Origin of the sequence: Aeromicrobium sp. CTD01-1L150 (assembly GCF_041951745.1) — a bacterium.
Classification (GTDB): domain Bacteria; phylum Actinomycetota; class Actinomycetes; order Propionibacteriales; family Nocardioidaceae; genus Aeromicrobium.
In genome coordinates this window covers 2,381,662-2,399,752 of record NZ_CP169555.1, presented here as the reverse complement: position 1 = coordinate 2,399,752, position 18,091 = coordinate 2,381,662, and the positions used below count along the sequence as shown (strand labels likewise).

The window sequence follows — 18,091 nt, the reverse complement described above, 5'->3', positions numbered from 1 at the left end:
TCGCGAGGTTTGACCGCAGGGTCGAGGCGGTGCGACACTGGCAGATGCAGCCAACGCTGCCATTCCCGTCGTTCTTGTGCGGAGGACATTCATGGCCAAGGCCCTCGTCGGCTATGTCGGAGGACCCACCCCCGACCAGATCCGAGAGTCCGCCCGACTGCGCCGCCGTGTTGCGGACCTCGAGGCGGAGGTCCTGCGGCTCAAGGTCGAGAACGACGGCCTCCTGAAGGCCCTCGGCGAGCGCGTCGAGGCCGTTGACGAGCTCCTCGAGCCGCTCGCGCACTGAGGTACCGCCTCCGCCGTCACGGGCGCCCAGTCCTCTAGGGTGAGCAGAATCCCGACCGGTCGACGCCCCAGGAGAACTCGGTGTACCTGAAGAGCCTGACGCTCCGCGGCTTCAAGTCCTTCGCCTCGTCGACGACGCTGCAGCTGGAGCCGGGCATCACGTGCGTCGTGGGCCCCAACGGCTCCGGCAAGTCCAACGTCGTTGACGCACTCTCCTGGGTGATGGGCCAGCAGGGCGCCAAGTCGCTGCGCGGCGGCACCATGGAGGACGTCATCTTCGCCGGTACGGCGGGGCGTCCTCCGCTGGGGCGCGCCGAGGTCGCGCTCACCATCGACAACAGTGACGGCGCGCTGCCGATCGAGTACACCGAGGTCACGATCTCGCGGACCATGTTCCGCAACGGCGGCTCGGAGTACGCCATCAACGGCAATGCGTGCCGGCTGCTGGACGTGCAGGAGCTGTTGAGTGACTCCGGCATCGGTCGAGAGATGCACGTCATCGTCGGCCAGGGCCAGCTCGACTCCATCCTGCGCTCCACCCCGGAGGAGCGTCGCGGTTTCGTGGAGGAGGCCGCCGGGGTCCTCAAGCATCGCAAGCGCAAGGAGAAGGCGCTGCGCAAGCTGGAGTCCACGCAGGCCAACCTGACCCGGCTGGAGGACGTGCTCACCGAGCTGCGTCGCCAGCTCAAGCCGTTGGGCCGCCAGGCCGAGGTGGCACGTCGCGCGGTGACGATCCAGGCCGACGCCCGCGATGCGCGGGCGCGGCTGCTCGCGGACGACATCGTGACGGCCCGCGAGACGATCGCCGAGGAGATGGCCGACGAGGCAGCGCTCAAGGAGCGTCGGGCCGGTGTCGAGAAGTCCGTCGCGGAGCAGCGTCAGGCCGAGATGGAGCTGGAGGACGCGCTGCGCTCGGACTCACCGGCGCTCTCGGCGGCGCAGGAGGTCTGGTACGGGTTGTCCGGGTTGCGTGAGCGGTTGCGGGGGACTGCCGGTCTCGCCACCGAACGCATCCGACTGGCGGCAGTGGAGACCGACGAGCAGCACCAAGGACGCGACCCCGAGGAGCTGGAGGCCGAGGCCACTCGGGTCCGGGAGCAGCATGCCGAGCTCGGCGACGCCGTGCAGAAGGCCGGACGGGCGCTGGAGCAGGCCATCGAGGCGCGCACCGCGGCCGAGGAGGCCTATGGCACCGAGGAGCGTCGGGTGGCCGGTCTGCTGCGTGCTGCAGCGGACCAGCGTGAAGGGCTGGCCCGACTGCGCGGACAGGTGGGCGGCCTGCGCAGCCGTGCCGAGGCCGCCGACGCCGAGATGCAGCGGCTCACCGCGGCACGCGATGAGGCCCTGCGTCGGGCCCAGGAGGCCCAGCACGCCTTCACCGTCCAGGAGAACCAGATCGCCGGGCTCGACGCCGGGGAGTCGGGCCTGGATGCCGAGCACGAGTCTGCCGAGGAGGCACTGGCCACGGCTGAGGCGGCGGTCGCCGAGGCGATCAGCTCCGAGCAGGAGGCCGAGCGCCGCCAGACCGCTCTGCAGGCGCGTCGGGAGGCGTTGGAGCTCGGCCTGGCCCGCAAGGACGGTGCCGGCGCCCTGCTCGCGGCCAGCGACGAGCTGAACGGGCTGTTGGGCTCGGTCGCGGCGCTGCTCACCGTCCGGCCGGGGTTCGAGGCTGCTGTGGCTTCTGCGCTCGGCTCGGCTGCCGACGCGGTGGCCGTGGACCATCTGGACACTGCCGTGACCGCCATGGAGAAGCTCAAGTCCGAGGATCTCGGGCGCGCCGGCCTGCTGCTGGGCGGCGCTGACCACGGGGGCGACAACTTCATCGACGACTCAGGCTGGCCGGGTCTGCCGGATGCTGCCACCTACGCCGTGGACGTGATCGACGCACCGCAGTCCCTGCAGCCGACCCTGCGCCGACTGTTGTTCAAGACCGCCGTCGTCGACGACCTCGAGGCGGCCAAGGCCCTCGTCCGTCAGGCCGGTGACGTCACCGCGGTGACGCGCGACGGCGACATGCTGGGTGCCCACTTCGCCTCGGGCGGGTCCACGTCCGAGCAGAGCCTCATCGAGGTGCAGTCCGCGATCGAGGCGACGGTCACCGACCTCGAGCAGGTCGAGCGCGAGCTGCACGAGCTGCAGTTCGCACGGCAACGAGCCCTCGCCACACGTGATGAGGCCAAGGAGCGTGCCGAGACGGTCATGGAGCGTCTGCACGAGTCCGATGCCGAGATGGCGGCCGTCGCCGAGAACCTCGCGAACCTGGGCTCGGTGGCTCGATCCGCCAAGGCTGAGGCAGAGCGCCTGACGGCCGCGATCGAGGAGGCCAAGGCCTCCCACGAGCGTGACCTGAGCGGGCTCGCAGACCTGGAGGCACGGCTGGAGCAGGCCGAGAACGCCCCCGAGAGCGAGCCGGACACCACGCAGATGGAGGAGCTGGCCGAGCAGGCGTCGGCCGCGCGGCGTGGCGAGACCGAGGCCCGGTTGGCGTTGCGCACCAACGAGGAGCGCGCCCGCGCCCTGGAGGGGCAGGTCACGGCGCTCACCCAGGCTGCTGCCGAGGAGCGGGAGGCCCGCATCCGGGCGCGCGAACGGCGCGAACGTCAGCTGCGCGAGGCAGAGACCGCTCGCGCCGTCGTGGCCGTGAGCGACGTCGTGCTGGATCGCCTGGAGACCTCCATCGCCGCGGCCGCCGAGCAGCGCACCCGGATCGAGCAGGCACGTACCGGACGTGAGGAGGCCCTGCGCGACGTGCGTGCACGCCTGCGGGAGCTGTCCACCGAGCTGGAAGGTCTCACCAGCTCGGTGCACGCCGATGAGATGGCCCGCGCCGAGCAGCGCCTGCGCCTGGAGTCGCTGGAGGCGAGGGCGTTGGAGGAGCTCGGCATCGAGGTGGAGGCGCTGGTCACCGAGTACGGCCCTGACCAGCCGGTCCCGCCGCCGGCCCCTGAGGTGTCACAGGAGAAGGACGAGCCGGACGACCCGGACGACCCGGCGGGGGTGCCGGGCCGTGGGCGGCAAGAGGACACAGCGGGGGTGCCGGGCCGTGGGCGGCAAGAGGACACGGAGCCGCAACCCTACGACCGGGCCGCGCAGACCAAGCGGCTCAAGAAGGCCGAGCGTGCGCTGGCCATGCTGGGCAAGGTCAACCCCCTGGCGCTTGAGGAGTTCTCGGCCCTGGAGGAGCGCCACCAGTTCCTCTCCGAGCAGCTGGACGACCTGCGAAAGACCCGGCAGAGCCTGCTCGACATCGTCGAGGAGGTCGATGCCCGCGTCGAGCAGGTCTTCACCGAGGCGTGGCACGACGTCGAGGCCGAGTTCGCGGGCGTCTTCTCCCGGCTGTTCCCCGGCGGCGAGGGCAAGCTGATCCTCACTGACCCGCAGAACATGCTCACCACCGGCATCGACGTCGAGGCGCGTCCCCCGGGCAAGAAGGTCAAGCGGCTGTCGCTGCTGTCCGGCGGTGAGCGTTCGCTCGTGGCGGTGGCGTTCCTCGTCTCGCTGTTCAAGGCGCGGCCGAGTCCGTTCTACATCCTCGATGAGGTCGAGGCGGCCCTGGACGACACCAACCTGGGCCGTCTGCTGGAGATCTACGAGGAGCTGCGCGCCAGCTCCCAGCTCGTCGTCATCACGCACCAGAAGCGCACGATGGAGGTCGGCGATGCGCTCTACGGCGTCTCGATGCGAGGTGACGGCGTCTCGGCGGTGATCAGCCAGCGCCTGCGTGAGGACGAGGAGAGCGTGTCGTGAGCAGGGAGAGCGCGGCAGGGGCGCCGGAACGACCGCTGGCCGACTACCCGGCCCGGTACACGATCACGACGCGCTGGGAGGACGAGGACGTCTACGGCCACGTCAACAACGTCGTCTACTACTCCTTCTTCGACACTGCGGTCAACGGCTGGCTCATCGAGGCGAGCGGCACCGACATCCGCCGACTCGACGCCTACGGGATCGTCGCCGAGACGGGATGCCGTTTCCTGAGGGAGCTGCGGTTCCCGGACGACGTCGTGGCCGGTCTGCGCGTCGAGCGGCTCGGGACGTCGAGCGTCGTCTACGAGATCGCCCTCTTCCAGGGCGACGACGCCTCTCCGGCGGCTGTCGGGCGCTTCGTGCACGTGTACGTGAGCGGCCCGGGACGAGAGGTCACGCCTGTGCCGGACGTGGTCCGGCAGGCGCTCACCGCGCTGGCGTGAGCCGGCCTCCCCGGAGCCGGGCAACGTCCGTTTGTCCACCGTCGCATGTCCATTATCTGGACGTCCTGCGAGATGAATTTTCCTCGTCGCCAGGGGTGGGTCGAAGAGTGTCGATCGGCGCTTGCTACACGCGCGCGCGTCGGGTCTGACATCTGAAAATCAACCTCCGCGTGAAGGTCAGCGAGTCGTCGTGTGAACTCTTGCGCGCTCGGTTTACTTGCCCGGCGAGCCTCCATAACGTAGGGAACCCGTCCAGACGCCCGGTCGGACGGAGGCACTGAGGAGGAGCATCATCGACCCCCACGTCGACCACCGTGCAACGCAGGACACCGATCAGCTCGGCGTCGGCCGAGCTCATCCCGATCAGTCGTTCGGGGAGAACCCGCTGGAGGTTCGCGAGACCGACCACTACGCCGAGGAGTACGTCGAGGGCTTCGTCGACAAGTGGGACCAGCTGATCGACTGGCGCAAGCGGTACGAGAGCGAGGGGACGTTCTTCGTCGACCTGCTCAAGTCCTGGGGCGCCCAGTCGGTCCTGGACGTCGCGACCGGCACCGGCTACCACTCGGTGCGGCTCCTGGGCGAGGGCTTCGACACCGTCAGTGCCGACGGCAGTCCGGAGATGCTGGCCAAGGCGTTCGAGAACGGTCGAGCGTTCGGTCACACGCTGCGTGTGGTCCACGCTGACTGGCGCTGGCTCAACCGGGACGTGCACCAGGTCTTCGACGCGGTGATCTGCCTCGGCAACTCCTTCACGCACCTGTTCTCCGAGCAGGACCGTCGCAAGGCCCTGGCGGAGTTCTACGCCGTGCTCAAGCACGACGGCGTCCTGATCCTCGACCAGCGCAACTACGACGCGCTGCTGGATGCGGGAGCCTCCAGCACCCACACGTACTACTACGGCGGCGAGGAGGTCACGGCCGAGCCCGAGCACATCGACGAGGGCCTGGCACGGTTCCGGTACACCTTCCAGGACCAGTCCACCTACCACCTCAACATGTATCCCCTGCGCAAGGACTACACGCGGCGACTGCTGCGCGAGGTGGGGTTCCAGCGAGTGAACACCTACGGCGACTTCCAGGAGACCTTCCAGGACCACGAGCCCGACTTCCTCGTCCACGTCGCCGAGAAGCGCTACGCCGAGACCGGTGACCGGCTGTCGGGCTACTCCTCGGCCGCGACCACCGCCCGCGACTACTACAACTCCACCGACGCCGACCACTTCTACCACTCGATCTGGGGCGGCGAGGACATCCACGTCGGTCTCTACGCCGACCCGCAGGAGGACATCGCCAGTGCGAGCCGCCGCACGGTCGAGCAGATGGCCGAGAAGGTCGGTCTCGGACCGGGCACACGGGTCATCGACATCGGCGCCGGCTACGGCGGCGCGGCGCGTCATCTCGCACGGACCTTCGGCTGCTCGGTCTCCTGCCTCAACCTGAGCGAGGTCGAGAACGAACGCAACCGGGCGATGAACATCGAGCAGGGGCTGGAGCACCTGATCGACGTGGTCGACGGTTCGTTCGAGGACCTGCCCTACGGCGACAACGAGTTCGACGTGGCCTGGTCCCAGGACGCCCTGCTGCACAGCGGGGACCGGGTCCGGGCCCTGCAGGAGATCATCCGCGTGCTCAAGCCGCGCGGCGAGATGGTCTTCACCGACCCGATGGCGGCCGACGGCTGCGACCGGCAGGCGCTGCGTCCGATCCTGGACCGGCTCCACCTGGAGTCGATGGGCTCGCCCGCCTTCTACCGACGCGAGCTCAACAAGCTCGGGGTGAGCGCCGTGGACTTCGATGACCACACTCCGCAGCTGGTCACGCACTACGGGCGGGTGCTCGCCGAGACCGAGCGTCGCGAGGACGAGATCTCCGCGGACGTCAGCGAGGCCTACCTCACCGCGATGAAGACGGGCCTGCAGCACTGGGTCGACGGAGGTCGCGCCGGGAACCTGGCGTGGGGCCTGTTCCACGTCACGGTCTGAGCCCACACCCATCATCGAGACCGGCCGGCCCGCACGGGCCGATCGGCTCCCCACGACGTCAGAGGAGACGACTGATGACGAGATCAACCACGAGCCTGTTCACCAGCGAGTCGGTGACCGAGGGGCACCCGGACAAGATCTGCGACGCGATCAGCGACACGATCCTGGACGCGATGCTCACCGAGGACCCGCGCAGCAGGGTTGCTGTGGAGACGATGGTCACGACGGGCCAGATCCACGTGGCCGGCGAGGTCACCACGGCGGCACAGATCGACGTCCCGAGCCTGGTCCGCGAGAAGGTGCTCGAGATCGGCTACGACTCATCGGCCAAGGGCTTCGACGGCACGACGTGCGGCCTGAACGTGTCGATCGGCGCACAGTCCCCCGACATCGCCCAGGGCGTGGACACCGCCTACGAGTCCCGGCTCGAGGACGCCCTGGACGAGATCGATCAACAGGGCGCGGGCGACCAGGGGCTGATGTTCGGCTATGCCTGCACCGACACCCCTGAGCTGATGCCGCTGCCGATCGCCCTGGCCCACCGACTCTCGAACCGCCTGACACAGGTGCGTACCTCCGGTGCGCTGCCCTACCTGCGTCCTGACGGGAAGACCCAGGTCACGATCGAGTACTCCGGCGATGAGCCTGTGCGCCTGGACACGGTCGTGATGTCCAGCCAGCACGCCGAGGGCATCGATCTGGAGAACATGCTGACCGTCGACCTCACTGAGCAGGTGATCACGCCCACGGTCCAGTCACTCGGGCTGGATGTGGACGAGCCGACAATCCTGATCAACCCGACCGGCAGGTTCGTGCTCGGCGGTCCGATGGGCGATGCGGGGCTGACCGGACGCAAGATCATCGTCGACACGTACGGAGGCATGGCGCGTCACGGTGGCGGCGCGTTCTCCGGCAAGGATCCGTCGAAGGTCGACCGCTCCGCTGCGTACGCGACCCGGTGGGTGGCCAAGAACATCGTGGCCGCAGGGTTGGCCGACCGAGCCGAGATCCAGGTCGCCTACGCCATCGGCAAGGCGGCGCCGGTCGGTGTCCGGGTCGACACGTTCGGCACCGAGAAGGTCGCGCCCGCACGCATCCAGGCGGCCGTGGACGAGGTCTTCGACCTGCGTCCTGCCGCGATCATCAGGGACCTCGACCTGCTGCGTCCGATCTACGCGCAGACCGCGGCATACGGGCACTTCGGGCGCCCGGACCTCGACCTGCCGTGGGAGCGCACGGACCGCGCCGGCGCCCTCAAGGACGCAGCGAGCGCGTAGCTCCACCGTCGTGCGGGCCGGGCCGTCGCGCCCGTCCCGCACGACCCATGCCCCGTCCAACCCATGTCTCGAAAGGCATCCATGCAACTTGTCGTGACCGGATCGATTGCCACCGACCACCTGATGACCTTCCCCGGTCGATTCACCGACAGCCTGGTCTCCGACCAGCTCGAGAGCATCTCGTTGTCGTTCCTCGTCGACGAGCTCGACGTCCGCCGGGGCGGTGTCGCGGCGAACATCTGCTTCGCGCTCGGCTCCCTCGGCGCCTCACCGGCCCTGGTGGGTGCGGTGGGCCAGGACTTCGCCGACTACCGGTCCTGGCTCGAACGCCATGGTGTGGACACCGATCACGTGCATGTCTCGGAGACCCGGCACACGTCTCGGTTCCTGTGCACGACCGACACCGACCAGAACCAGATCGCCTCGTTCTACGCCGGAGCGATGAGCGAGGCCCGCGAGATCGAGCTCGGTCCCGTGGCCGAGCGCCTGGGGAACGTCGACCTGGTCGTCGTCGCGCCGAACGACCCGGTGGCGATGGTCCGCCACACCCAGGAGTGCCGTGAGCGCGGCATCCGGTTCGCTGCCGACCCGTCCCAGCAGCTGGCCAGGATGGACGGCTCGGACGTACGGCAGCTGGTGACGGGTGCTGCGTACCTGTTCACCAACAACTACGAGACCCAGCTGCTGCTGAAGAGCACCGGGTGGACCCAGCAGGAGGTCCTCGACCAGGTCGGCTGCTGGGTGATGACCCAAGGCGCTGACGGCGTGCGGATCGAGACGAGCGACGGCGAACCGGTGAGCGTGCCCGCTGTCGCGGTCAAGGACGTGGCCGACCCGACCGGGGTCGGCGACGCGTTCCGTGCCGGCTTCCTGTGGGGCGTGCACCGCGACCTCACCGTCGAACGTGCCGCGCAGGTCGGCTGTGCGCTGGCCGCCGTGGTGCTGGAGTCGGTCGGGACCCAGGAGTACGAGCTGGAGTCCACCGAGTTCGCCGGCCGGATCGCGCGCGTGTACGGAGACGCGGCGGCAGCCGAGATCGAGCCGAAGCTGGCGCGCTGACCGGCGCCCAGCAATCCACCGTGCGCGGCCCCCGATGGTCCGTGCGCGACTTCACTGACACGAGCTTCACACGAGAGGGACACATGAGGACCACTGTTCAGACCGCCGGCGGGATCGACTTCGCGATCGCTGACCTGAAGCTGGCTGAGGCCGGCCGCGACCAGATCCGCCTCGCCGAGCACGAGATGCCCGGGCTGATGGCGACGCGTCGAGAGTTCGCCGCGAGCAAGCCGCTGAAGGGCGCGCGGATCGCTGGATCGCTGCACATGACGGTGCAGACCGCAGTGCTGATCGAGACGCTCGTGGAGCTCGGGGCCGACGTGCGGTGGGTCTCCTGCAACATCTTCTCCACCCAGGACGAGGCCGCGGCCGCCGTCGTGGTGGGACCCCACGGCACTCCCGACGAGCCCGAGGGCGTCCCGGTCTTCGCCTGGAAGGGGGAGAGCCTCGAGGAGTACTGGTGGTGCACCGACCGACTGTTCAGCTTCGGTGAGGGCCAGGGACCCAACATGATCCTGGACGACGGTGGGGACGCGACGATGCTGGTCCAGAAGGGCGTCGAGTTCGAGGCGGCCGGCCAGGTCCCGGACCCGGCCGACGACGACCCGGAAGAGTACAAGGTCCTGCTCGCCACCCTGCGCGAGAGCCTGGCCGAGGACCCGAAGCGGTTCACCACGATCTCCTCGGAGATCCTGGGCGTCACCGAGGAGACGACGACGGGCGTCCACCGGCTCTACCAGCTCGCCAAGAGCGGTGAGCTGCTGTTCCCGGCCATCAACGTCAACGACTCGGTGACCAAGTCCAAGTTCGACAACAAGTACGGCTGCCGGCACTCCCTGGTCGACGGGATCAACCGCGCGACCGACGTGCTGATCGGCGGCAAGGTCGCGGTGGTCTGCGGGTACGGCGACGTCGGCAAGGGGAGTGCAGAGGCCTTGCGTGGTCAGGGCGCTCGGGTCATCGTCACCGAGATCGACCCGATCTGTGCCCTGCAGGCGGCGATGGACGGCTACCAGGTGGCCACGGTCGAGGACGTGGTCGCCGACGCCGACATCTTCATCACCACCACCGGGAACATCGACATCATCACCGCCGAGCACATGCGGCAGATGAAGCACCAGGCGATCGTCGGGAACATCGGCCACTTCGACAACGAGATCGACCTCGCTGGGCTGGAGAAGACCCCTGGTGTCGTCAAGAAGGAGGTCAAGCCGCAGGTGCACGAGTTCACCTTCGACGACGGCCACTCGGTCCTGATGCTCTCGGAGGGACGACTGCTGAACCTGGGGAACGCCACCGGGCACCCGTCGTTCGTGATGTCGAACTCGTTCACCAACCAGGTGATCGCCCAGATCGAGCTGTTCACCAAGCCGGGTGAGTACGCCAAGGACGTCTACGTCCTGCCCAAGCACCTCGACGAGAAGGTGGCGCGGCTGCACCTGGACGCGCTGGGCGTACGGCTCACCACGATGAACGAGCGTCAGGCGGCCTACGTCGGACTCGACGTCGAGGGCCCGTACAAGCCCGAGCACTACCGCTACTGAGCGCTCCCCGGAGGCACAGGATGCACAAGGTCGTCGACCGCATGCGGGACGGGGAGGGGCCGGCCTTCTCGGTCGAGTTCTTCCCGCCCCGCGACGAGGCGGACGAGGAGGTGCTGTGGCGGTCGGTACGCCAGCTCGAACCGCTTGACCCGGCGTACATGTCGATCACGTACGGGGCCGGTGGGCACAGTCGTGAGGGCACCGTCCGCAGCATCGCGCGGGCGGCGACCGACACGACGCTGGTGCCGATGGCGCACCTGACGGCGGTGAACCACTCCGTGGCCGAGCTGCGTCAGGTCATCGGTGAGTTCGCGGGTGTGGGGGTCCACAACATCCTCGCCCTGCGCGGTGACCCGCCCGGGGACATCATGGGCGAGTGGACCCCGCACCCCGACGGACTGCACCACGCGCACGAGCTGGTCGAGCTGATCCACGAGCTCGGTGACTTCTGTGTCGGGGTGGCCGCCTTCCCGTACGGTCACCCCCGGTCCGACGACCTCGACCTCGACACGAAGTACCTGGTGCACAAGCTCCGTGCCGGGGCGGACTTCGCCGTCACGCAGCTGTTCTTCGAGGCCGATGACTTCCTTCGGCTGCGCGATCGAGTCACCGACCAGGGCTGCGATGCCATGCTCATCCCTGGTGTGATGCCGTTGACGACACCGCGCACGCTGCGCAAGTCGATCGAGCTCTCCGGGACGACGGCTCCTACCTGGCTGCTCGATCGTCTCGAACCGCTCGTGGACGATCCGGCGGCGTTCCGCGCCGAGGGGATGGACATTGTCACCGAGCTGTCCCAGCGGCTGATCGACGAGGGAGTGCCGGGTCTGCACTTCTACACCTTCAACCGGGCCAAGGCCACCCGCGAGCTCGTCGCCCGGCTCGGTCTGCGGTAGCCGTCAGTCGGGGAGGAGCCAGCCCCGGCCGTCGACCCCGACCGTCACGTCGCGGCCGGGCGGAGGGCCGACGCCCCGGGTGCGCACGGTGACCTCCAGGCCGCCGGCCAGCTCGGCCGTCACCATCGACTCGTGGCCCTGGAACCGAGTGGTCCGCACCGTCGCCCGGACCGTGCCCACGCCGAGTCTCAGCTGCTCGGGACGCAGCATGACCCGACTGCTCCCGGACGGACCATCGACCGTGACCGGACCGAGCGGCGTGCTGGCACGGTTGCCGTCCACCTCGGCGTCGAGGATGACCGAGTCGCCCACGAACTGCGCCGTCCAGGTGTCCGCCGGCCGGGAGTAGACGGCCGAGGGCACGTCCTGCTGCCGCACGAGGCCCTCGTGCATGACGGCGACCTCGTCGGCGAGCGACAGCGCCTCCTGCTGGTCGTGCGTCACGAGCAGGGCTGTGGCCTTCTCGGAGGCCAGCAGCTCACGCACCTCCTCGCGGACCCGCTCGCGCCGGTGGGCGTCGAGCGCGGAGAACGGCTCGTCGAGCAGGACGAGGTCCGGATGCGGCGCCAGTGCGCGGGCGAGGGCCACGCGCTGCTGCTGACCGCCGGACAGCTGGTGTGGCTGACGGCGGCGTTCGGCCTGCAGGCCCACGAGGTCGAGCATCTGGTCGACCCGTTCGCGCACCTCGTCCCGCGGACCGCCCTTGAGACCGAAGGCGATGTTGGCCGCGACGTCCAGGTGGGGGAACAACGCGCCCTCCTGGGGCACCAGCGTGATGCGGCGCCGGTGGGACGGTGTGGCGGCCTCGGGCGTCTCGACCACCTGGTGGCCGACCAGGATCTCTCCGTCACTGGTCCGGTGGAACCCGGCAATGGTGCGCAGCAGGGTCGTCTTGCCGCAGCCGCTGGGTCCGAGCAGCGCGACCAGTGTGCCGGAGTCCACTCGCAGGTCGGTCCCGTGCAGCACGTCGACACCGGTGTACCCGGCCCGCACCCCGCGGACGAGCAGGCCGGTCATCGCGGGCCGTCCCAGGTGACCGGTCGTGACAGGAGGAAGGCGGGCACGGCGGCCACCACGAGCAGGGCCAGCGCATAGGGGGCGGCCGCGCCGTACGCGGCGGCGGAGGTGCGGCTCCAGATCTCCGTGGCGAGCGTGTCCATGCCGGTGGGCCGCAGCAGCAGCGTCGCGGGAAGCTCTTTCATCGCCGTCAGCATGACGAGCAGCGCCCCGGCGGCCACACCCGGGGTGGCGAGCGGCCAGGTCACGGCCCGGTGGGCAGCGAGCGGACGCCGGCCCAGGGACTGGGCGACCTCCGTCAGCGCGGGGGAGACCTGGGCGACCGAGGTGCGGGTGGCGCCGATGGCCTTGGGCAGGAACAGGACGGCGTAGGCGAACATCAGCACCAGCACCCCTTGGTAGAGGCTGGGGACGACCCGCAGTGAGAAGTAGACGAGCGACAGCGCCACGACGATGCCCGGCAGAGCGTGGCCGCTGAACCCTCCCGCCTCCACCACCGTGACGACGGGACCGCGGTGACGAGCCGCGAGCACACCGATCGGGACGGCGAGCACGAGGGCGAGCAGGGCGCCGCCGGCCGCCACGGCGACGGTGGAGCCGACGGCGCTGAGCAGCTCGGTGGGATCGAGGGTGCGTGCGGTGCCCTGCGCGAGGCGGCGGAACAGTGCCACGACGGGGACCCCCAGAGCGGCCACGGGGGCGATCAGCAGCAGAGCCATGCAGGGCACCGTCGCCCGGCCGGCGGCGCGACGCTCCACCGGGCGCCCGGTACCAGCCCCGATGCGCCGGCGCAGGCCCCGTCCGCGTATCCACCGCTCCAGACCCACCACCGCGAGGGCCAGCAGGACGAGCACCAGCGCCAGGACGACGGCATTGTCGCGACCGATGAACGAGCCGTACTGACGTTGGATGGCGAAGGTGAAGACCGGGTAGCGCAGGAGCGCGACGGCCCCGAAGTCCGACAGTACGTAGAGCGCCACCAGCAGGGTGCCCGCGCCGGCCGCGGGGGAGATCTGGGGGAGCATGCCGGCCCGCCACGCGGCCCATGGCGAGCGGCCCAGGGACCTGGCGACGTCGATCAGGTCGGCGTCGGCGCGCCGCAGCGCCGCCCCGACCGTGAGCGTGACGTAGGGGACGCAGACCACGGACAGCACGAACCATGCCGGGAGGAACCCCTTCCATCCGGGGATGGTCGACAGCCAGCCGAACGCGGTCACGTAGGACGGGGCCGCCAGGGGTAGCGCCGAGACCACCCACCACCACGCCTGCCCGGGCAGCCGCACGGTGCTCAGCACCCATGCCGTGGCGACTCCCAGCACCAGGCAGGTCAGGCAGACGGCCAGGGTGAGGGCCACGCTGGAGACCAGGAGCTCGCCAGTCCGGGCTCGCCACAACCGGTCGGCGAAGGTGTCGGCGCCGATCGAGGAGCCCCGCACCAGCAGGTATCCGAGGGGGACGGACGCGACGAGAGCCCCCGCCCCGGCGGTGGCCAGCAGCAGGAGCGGGGGCCTGGAGCTCTGGTCGATCGACGTCAGCTGAGACCCGATTCCTCGATCATCGTGACGCTGGTCTCGAGGTCAGCCAGGTCGGACAGGTCGATGTCCGGCCCCTGCAGCTCCTCCAACGTGGGCAGCCCCTCCGGCGCGTCGACGCCGTCGATGAGCGGGTACTCGTAGGTGTTCTCCACGAAGTACGTCTGACCGGCCTCGGAGACGAGGTACTCCATGAAGGCCTGCGCGTCCGGGTGGTCCGACAGGACTCCTGCGCCGGTGACGTTGACCAGGGCACCCGGGTCCCCGGCCTCGGCGAACTTCAGCTGGGCACGCATCTCGTCCTCGCCGGACTCGGCGGCGGACTGGAACCAGTAGTAGTGGTTGATCAGGCCGATGTCGAGCTGTCCTGCGTTGACGGCCTCCAGGACCTCGCTGTTGCGCTCGTACGACTGGTGGTCGTTGTCGGCCATGCCGTCGAGCCACGCGCGGGCGGCCTCGTCGCCCTCGGCGACGCGGAAGCCGGTCACGAACGCCTGGAAGGAGGCGTTGCCGGGTGGGAAGCCCACGCGGCCCTCCCACTCGTCGTCAGTGAAGTCCTTGACCGAGTCGGGCACGTCGTCGGCGTCGAGCTCCTCGCTGTCGTAGGCGATGACTCGGGCGCGGCCGGTCACGCCGATCCACGTCCCGTCGGTGGAGCTGTAGTCCGCCTTGACGTTCTCGGTGAGGTCGTCGTCGAGCTCGGTGAGCAGTCCTTCGGCGCTGAGTGCGCCGAGTGCGCCGGCGTCCTGCGACAAGAACACGTCGGCAGGGGTGGCGTCGCCCTCGTCGAGCAGGGTGGCGGCGAGCTCGGGGGTGTCGCCGTAGCGGGCGTCGACCTCGATGCCGGTCTCCTCGGTGAACTGCTCGATGAGCGGGGAGACGAGCTCCTCATCGCGGCCGACGTAGACGGTCAGCGCCTCGCCTGCGTCTTCGGCGTCGTCGGAGGAGCCGCTGCAGGCCGACAGCACGAGGGCTGCCGCCACGACGGGCAGGGTGGCGCGAAGGGTGGTTCGGGTGTCCATGTGTCCTCGGGGGGTCGTGGTCGGCACGAGCCGAGCCGGATGAAGGCAAGGGGGGCCTAAGTAAGGACAGGCTACACGTGACTTTCTGATCTCTGGGCCGAGGGCTCAGAAGGCCAGGGACGCCGGGACCGCGATGGCTGCGAACCGGATGCCCCGACCGAGGAGGACCGCGAGCGCGAACAGCCAGGTGCTCTGCCTGGAGGCCCCGGCCAGGACCGAGACGACCGCCAGGGGAGGGATACCGGCCACCGAGGCACCGAAGACGGTGAGCGGTCCTTTGACCGGGTCGTCCAGGAACCGCAGCAGCTGCCGTGACCAGCTGCGGACCCGGGTCCGCAGTGGCCCGCCGCTCACCTGCGGCGTCTGGTCCGAGGTGAGCCCCGTCGCCTGGTGGCGAGCGCGGGACGTCCTGGCGGCGAGGACGCCCGAGCCCTTGCGTGCGCCGCAGAAGATCAGCACCTTGCCCGCTGCGGTCCCTGCAGTCATCGTCAGCACGACGAGCCAGGCAAGAGGCCTGTCGGCGACCGCGGTGTTGATCGCCAGGTAGGCCTCGGCGTTCAGGACGGGGATGAGTGCCGAGCCGAATCCGTAGAGCAGGGAGGTCAGGGCCACCGCGGTCTCGGTCACGACATCTCTCGCTGCTCGACCAGCCGGATGATCTCGCGGGCGGTCCAGAGCTTGACCGCGATCTGGACGGTGACGATGCCCAGGGCGAGCCAGAGGTTCGCGACGACCACTGCGGCCACGATGCCCACGTTGTTGAGGGCCTTGGCCGGGTGCGACCAGTTGTACCGGTGGACCCGAGCATCGACCTGCCCGAAGTAGTTGGGACTGACGATCGGCCACAGCAGGAAGCTCAGCGAGACCAGGGTGTCCAGGACCATGAAGTTGAGCAGGAAGATCACGATGGCTGGCCACAGGTCCGGTTGGAGGACCAGCAGCCCGGCGGCGAGCACGCCGGTGCAGGCTCGATCGCTCACGATGTCGTGGACGCCGCCCGCGCGGGTCTCCTGGTCGAGGCGGCGCGCGAGCAGGCCGTCGAGGCTGTCGCCGAGCCAGTACACCGCGTACCCGCCGACGATCCACCAGAGCGGGTCAGGCGTGGTGAGGCCGTAGACGCCGAGTCCGACCGACAGGACGGTGCGGACGACGGTCACCACGTTGGGCACCGTGGGAAAGGGCCCCGGGTGGTGGCGTCGATCGACGGCGAGGCCGGGCGTTCGGTATGTGGACGTCATGAGCACCGCTGGGGTCGGGGGGAGTCGTGGCGCGCCCGACGGTCGGCGGTCAGGCTGATCACGCGATCCACGACCAGACCCACAGCCAGGGCGAGCCCGATGGCCAGGGCCATGCCGAGCAGCGCGTTGTTCTCCACCCACTGGCCGGCGAGCACGCCGATCCCGATGTTGAACACGGCCCACGAGCTGCCGGCCGTCATGCTCAGCAGGAGGAACCTGCGCCGGGGCATCGCCGAGGCTCCGGCGGCGAGGTATGCGGCGACTCGCGCGGCCGGGATGAACCGCGCGGTCAGGACCAACGACGCGCTTCGTCGCTCGAGTGTCGCCTCGGCCCGTGAGAACGCGGCGGCCGCACGCGGCGTGCGCATCCACCGGAAGCGGTCGGTGCCCACCATCCGCCCCAGCGCGAAGGTCAGGTTGTCGCCCAGGGTGGCACCGGCGGCCGCGACGACGGCCACCACCGCGATCGGCTCGCCGGTGCTGGCGGCCAAGGTCCCGAAGCCCACCACCAGCGACTCGCTCGGCACCACGGGGAACAGTCCGTCGGCCGTGCACAGGGCGAACAGGGCGAGCAGTGCCCAAGGCTCGCCAGCTGCATCGAGCAGAGTGCTGTTGACGGCGTCGACGGTCTCGAAGAACCAGCCCATGGTGTCCTCTCAGGTAGGTCCTCCCACCGTCCTGCTTGGCCAGTTCGCGGCGCCATCGGGGAATCCACCCAGAAGGGCTGACTCGACCCTGGGGTCGGCCCGTACGGTCAGCCGCCCAGGACCTCCAGGGCGTGCATCATCCACGGCACCGCCAGGGCGACGGTGGGGACGATGAGCACGACGGCCGAGATGCCGAGAGCGAGCGTGGTGGCCCACCAGGTGGAGCGGTGGGGGTCGCCGATCCGTTCGAGGCGGGCCAGGGCCGCGCCGCCGGAACCGAGCGCACCAGAGGGCGTCCGGCTGCCGGCGAGCGCGACGATCGCCCGCGCGAGTGCCGGGCCGCCGGTGACTCGTCGGGCGGCGTCATCGGCCATGAGCTCGACCAGCACCTGACTCTGCCGCAGCGGCGCATCGGTGCGCAGGATGCGTGGGAAGGCACGGTGCAGCACGCCGAAGGCCTCGAGGACGAGGTCGTGACGGGTCCGCACATGGGCGCGCTCGTGCTCCAGGACGGCCTGCAGGGAGACCTCGTCGAGCGCGTCGAGCGTGCCCTGGGAGACCACGACTCGCGAGTCACCACGTCGGGGGATGCAGTAGGCCACGGGGGTCTGCGCCGCCATGATGCGCACGGCGGGCAGGGCGCCATGGGGCTGGCCGAGCAGGTCCACGAGCTGGCGGTGCCGGGCGCGACGTTGTGCGGTCTCGCGCCACACCTTCCACGCCGCCCACCAGAACCGGGCCCAGACCATGACGCCGACGCCGAGCACGGCCACGTGCCCCACGACCTGCCAGGTGCCCGGATCGTCGTCGGTGACGAACCACAGGGCGGTGGCCAGTCCGGCGCCGGACATGGCGAGGATCGCGGCCAGGGCCAGTGCCTGCCACATGAGGATGCCGGCGGCGGGGGAGAGCAGGGGCCAGTGCGCGCGGGCCAGCAGCGCCGGGGCCGGCAGGGCCAGCACGATGCCGATGAGTCCGAGCGCGACGGGGGTCATGTGCCGCGCTCGATCTCCTCCAGGGCGGCACGCAGGGCGGCGGCGTCGTCGGCGTCGACGCTGCGGGCGAAGTGCACCAGGGCCGAGGTGCGGTCCCCACCTGCTTCGTCCAGGGCGGCGTTGAGGACCTCGGCGGTGGCCTCCTCGCGGGTGTGGGCCGGGAGGTAGCGGTAGGCCCGGCCGTCCCGCTCGCGGACGACCATGTCCTTGCCGCCCAGCCGGTCGAGCACCGTCATCACGGTGGTGTACGCGAGGTCGCCGTCGAGGGCGTCGAGGACGTCGCGAACCGAGAGGGCGGCGTGGGCGTCCCACAGGACGTTCATCACAGCGCGTTCGAGATCGCCCAGACGAGGCGTCGAGTGCTTGGGGGTGGAGTCTCTGCCCATGTCCCCAATCTACTACGTG

16 protein-coding genes are annotated in these 18,091 nt (G+C 69.9%); 8 read left to right on the top strand and 8 right to left on the bottom strand.

What is annotated here, in order from left to right:
- Positions 1–91 precede the first annotated feature (91 nt).
- From ACEVFP_RS11825 to ACEVFP_RS11790, 8 genes are all read left to right on the top strand, one after another.
- Positions 92–286 (top strand): hypothetical protein, encoded by a 195-nt coding sequence (locus tag ACEVFP_RS11825; RefSeq protein ID WP_374999665.1) that lies wholly within the window; start codon positions 92–94, stop codon positions 284–286.
- Positions 287–366: 80 nt separating this feature from the next.
- The gene (gene smc / locus ACEVFP_RS11820; RefSeq protein ID WP_374999664.1) at positions 367–4,032 is read left to right on the top strand and encodes a chromosome segregation protein SMC; all 3,666 of its coding nucleotides are present in this window, start codon (positions 367–369) and stop codon (positions 4,030–4,032) included.
- Positions 4,029–4,475, top strand: a complete 447-nt coding sequence (locus ACEVFP_RS11815; protein WP_374999663.1) for an acyl-CoA thioesterase — start codon at positions 4,029–4,031, stop codon at positions 4,473–4,475. Before smc ends, ACEVFP_RS11815 begins: the two co-directional genes overlap by 4 nt.
- Positions 4,476–4,860: 385 nt before the next feature.
- Complete coding sequence (locus ACEVFP_RS11810) at positions 4,861–6,459, top strand: methyltransferase domain-containing protein (protein ID WP_375003820.1); 1,599 nt, start codon at positions 4,861–4,863, stop codon at positions 6,457–6,459.
- 74 nt (positions 6,460–6,533) lie between these two features.
- Complete coding sequence (gene metK, locus ACEVFP_RS11805) at positions 6,534–7,736, top strand: methionine adenosyltransferase (protein ID WP_374999662.1); 1,203 nt, start codon at positions 6,534–6,536, stop codon at positions 7,734–7,736.
- Between the two features lie 81 nt (positions 7,737–7,817).
- Entirely contained in the window at positions 7,818–8,795 is a 978-nt protein-coding gene (locus ACEVFP_RS11800) for a carbohydrate kinase family protein (RefSeq protein WP_374999661.1), read from the top strand.
- Positions 8,796–8,878: 83 nt separating this feature from the next.
- Positions 8,879–10,339: an adenosylhomocysteinase gene (gene ahcY / locus ACEVFP_RS11795; protein ID WP_374999660.1), complete on the top strand. Its 1,461-nt coding sequence runs from the start codon at positions 8,879–8,881 to the stop codon at positions 10,337–10,339.
- Positions 10,340–10,359: 20 nt separating this feature from the next.
- A complete protein-coding gene (locus ACEVFP_RS11790) occupies positions 10,360–11,235 on the top strand; it encodes a methylenetetrahydrofolate reductase (RefSeq protein ID WP_374999659.1) in 876 nt (291 codons plus the stop codon).
- 3 nt (positions 11,236–11,238) lie between these two features.
- Here ACEVFP_RS11790 and ACEVFP_RS11785 read toward each other — a convergent pair whose 3' ends face one another.
- The 8 genes from ACEVFP_RS11785 to ACEVFP_RS11750 form a co-directional block, all read right to left on the bottom strand.
- The gene (locus ACEVFP_RS11785; protein WP_374999658.1) at positions 11,239–12,252 is read right to left on the bottom strand and encodes an ABC transporter ATP-binding protein; all 1,014 of its coding nucleotides are present in this window, start codon (positions 12,250–12,252) and stop codon (positions 11,239–11,241) included.
- Positions 12,249–13,688: an ABC transporter permease gene (locus ACEVFP_RS11780; protein ID WP_374999657.1), complete on the bottom strand. Its 1,440-nt coding sequence runs from the start codon at positions 13,686–13,688 to the stop codon at positions 12,249–12,251. The genes ACEVFP_RS11785 and ACEVFP_RS11780 overlap by 4 nt, the downstream gene beginning before the upstream one ends.
- Positions 13,689–13,783: 95 nt before the next feature.
- The gene (locus tag ACEVFP_RS11775; RefSeq protein WP_374999656.1) at positions 13,784–14,806 is read right to left on the bottom strand and encodes an iron ABC transporter substrate-binding protein; all 1,023 of its coding nucleotides are present in this window, start codon (positions 14,804–14,806) and stop codon (positions 13,784–13,786) included.
- Between the two features lie 105 nt (positions 14,807–14,911).
- The gene (locus ACEVFP_RS11770) at positions 14,912–15,433 is read right to left on the bottom strand and encodes a hypothetical protein (RefSeq protein WP_374999655.1); all 522 of its coding nucleotides are present in this window, start codon (positions 15,431–15,433) and stop codon (positions 14,912–14,914) included.
- Positions 15,430–16,044, bottom strand: a complete 615-nt coding sequence (locus ACEVFP_RS11765) for a CDP-alcohol phosphatidyltransferase family protein (protein ID WP_374999654.1) — start codon at positions 16,042–16,044, stop codon at positions 15,430–15,432. Before ACEVFP_RS11765 ends, ACEVFP_RS11770 begins: the two co-directional genes overlap by 4 nt.
- Positions 16,041–16,691, bottom strand: coding sequence for a DedA family protein (locus ACEVFP_RS11760; protein ID WP_374999653.1), 651 nt, complete (start codon positions 16,689–16,691; stop codon positions 16,041–16,043). The genes ACEVFP_RS11765 and ACEVFP_RS11760 overlap by 4 nt, the downstream gene beginning before the upstream one ends.
- A 107-nt stretch (positions 16,692–16,798) precedes the next feature.
- Positions 16,799–17,686 carry a M56 family metallopeptidase gene (locus ACEVFP_RS11755; protein ID WP_374999652.1) on the bottom strand — a complete coding sequence of 296 codons (888 nt, stop codon included), beginning with the start codon at positions 17,684–17,686 and terminating at the stop codon, positions 16,799–16,801.
- The gene (locus ACEVFP_RS11750; RefSeq protein WP_374999651.1) at positions 17,683–18,072 is read right to left on the bottom strand and encodes a BlaI/MecI/CopY family transcriptional regulator; all 390 of its coding nucleotides are present in this window, start codon (positions 18,070–18,072) and stop codon (positions 17,683–17,685) included. Before ACEVFP_RS11750 ends, ACEVFP_RS11755 begins: the two co-directional genes overlap by 4 nt.
- Positions 18,073–18,091 lie beyond the last annotated feature (19 nt).

Coding starts and splice junctions, on each gene's coding strand:
- ACEVFP_RS11760 (WP_374999653.1), bottom strand. CDS start 16,691: ATGGGCTGGTTCTTCGAGACCGTCGACGCCGTCAACAGCACTCTGCTC.
- ACEVFP_RS11800 (WP_374999661.1), top strand. CDS start 7,818: ATGCAACTTGTCGTGACCGGATCGATTGCCACCGACCACCTGATGACC.
- ACEVFP_RS11750 (WP_374999651.1), bottom strand. CDS start 18,072: ATGGGCAGAGACTCCACCCCCAAGCACTCGACGCCTCGTCTGGGCGAT.
- ACEVFP_RS11765 (WP_374999654.1), bottom strand. CDS start 16,044: ATGACGTCCACATACCGAACGCCCGGCCTCGCCGTCGATCGACGCCAC.
- ACEVFP_RS11825 (WP_374999665.1), top strand. CDS start 92: ATGGCCAAGGCCCTCGTCGGCTATGTCGGAGGACCCACCCCCGACCAG.
- ahcY (WP_374999660.1), top strand. CDS start 8,879: ATGAGGACCACTGTTCAGACCGCCGGCGGGATCGACTTCGCGATCGCT.
- ACEVFP_RS11785 (WP_374999658.1), bottom strand. CDS start 12,252: ATGACCGGCCTGCTCGTCCGCGGGGTGCGGGCCGGGTACACCGGTGTC.
- ACEVFP_RS11790 (WP_374999659.1), top strand. CDS start 10,360: ATGCACAAGGTCGTCGACCGCATGCGGGACGGGGAGGGGCCGGCCTTC.
- ACEVFP_RS11775 (WP_374999656.1), bottom strand. CDS start 14,806: ATGGACACCCGAACCACCCTTCGCGCCACCCTGCCCGTCGTGGCGGCA.
- metK (WP_374999662.1), top strand. CDS start 6,534: ATGACGAGATCAACCACGAGCCTGTTCACCAGCGAGTCGGTGACCGAG.
- ACEVFP_RS11755 (WP_374999652.1), bottom strand. CDS start 17,686: ATGACCCCCGTCGCGCTCGGACTCATCGGCATCGTGCTGGCCCTGCCG.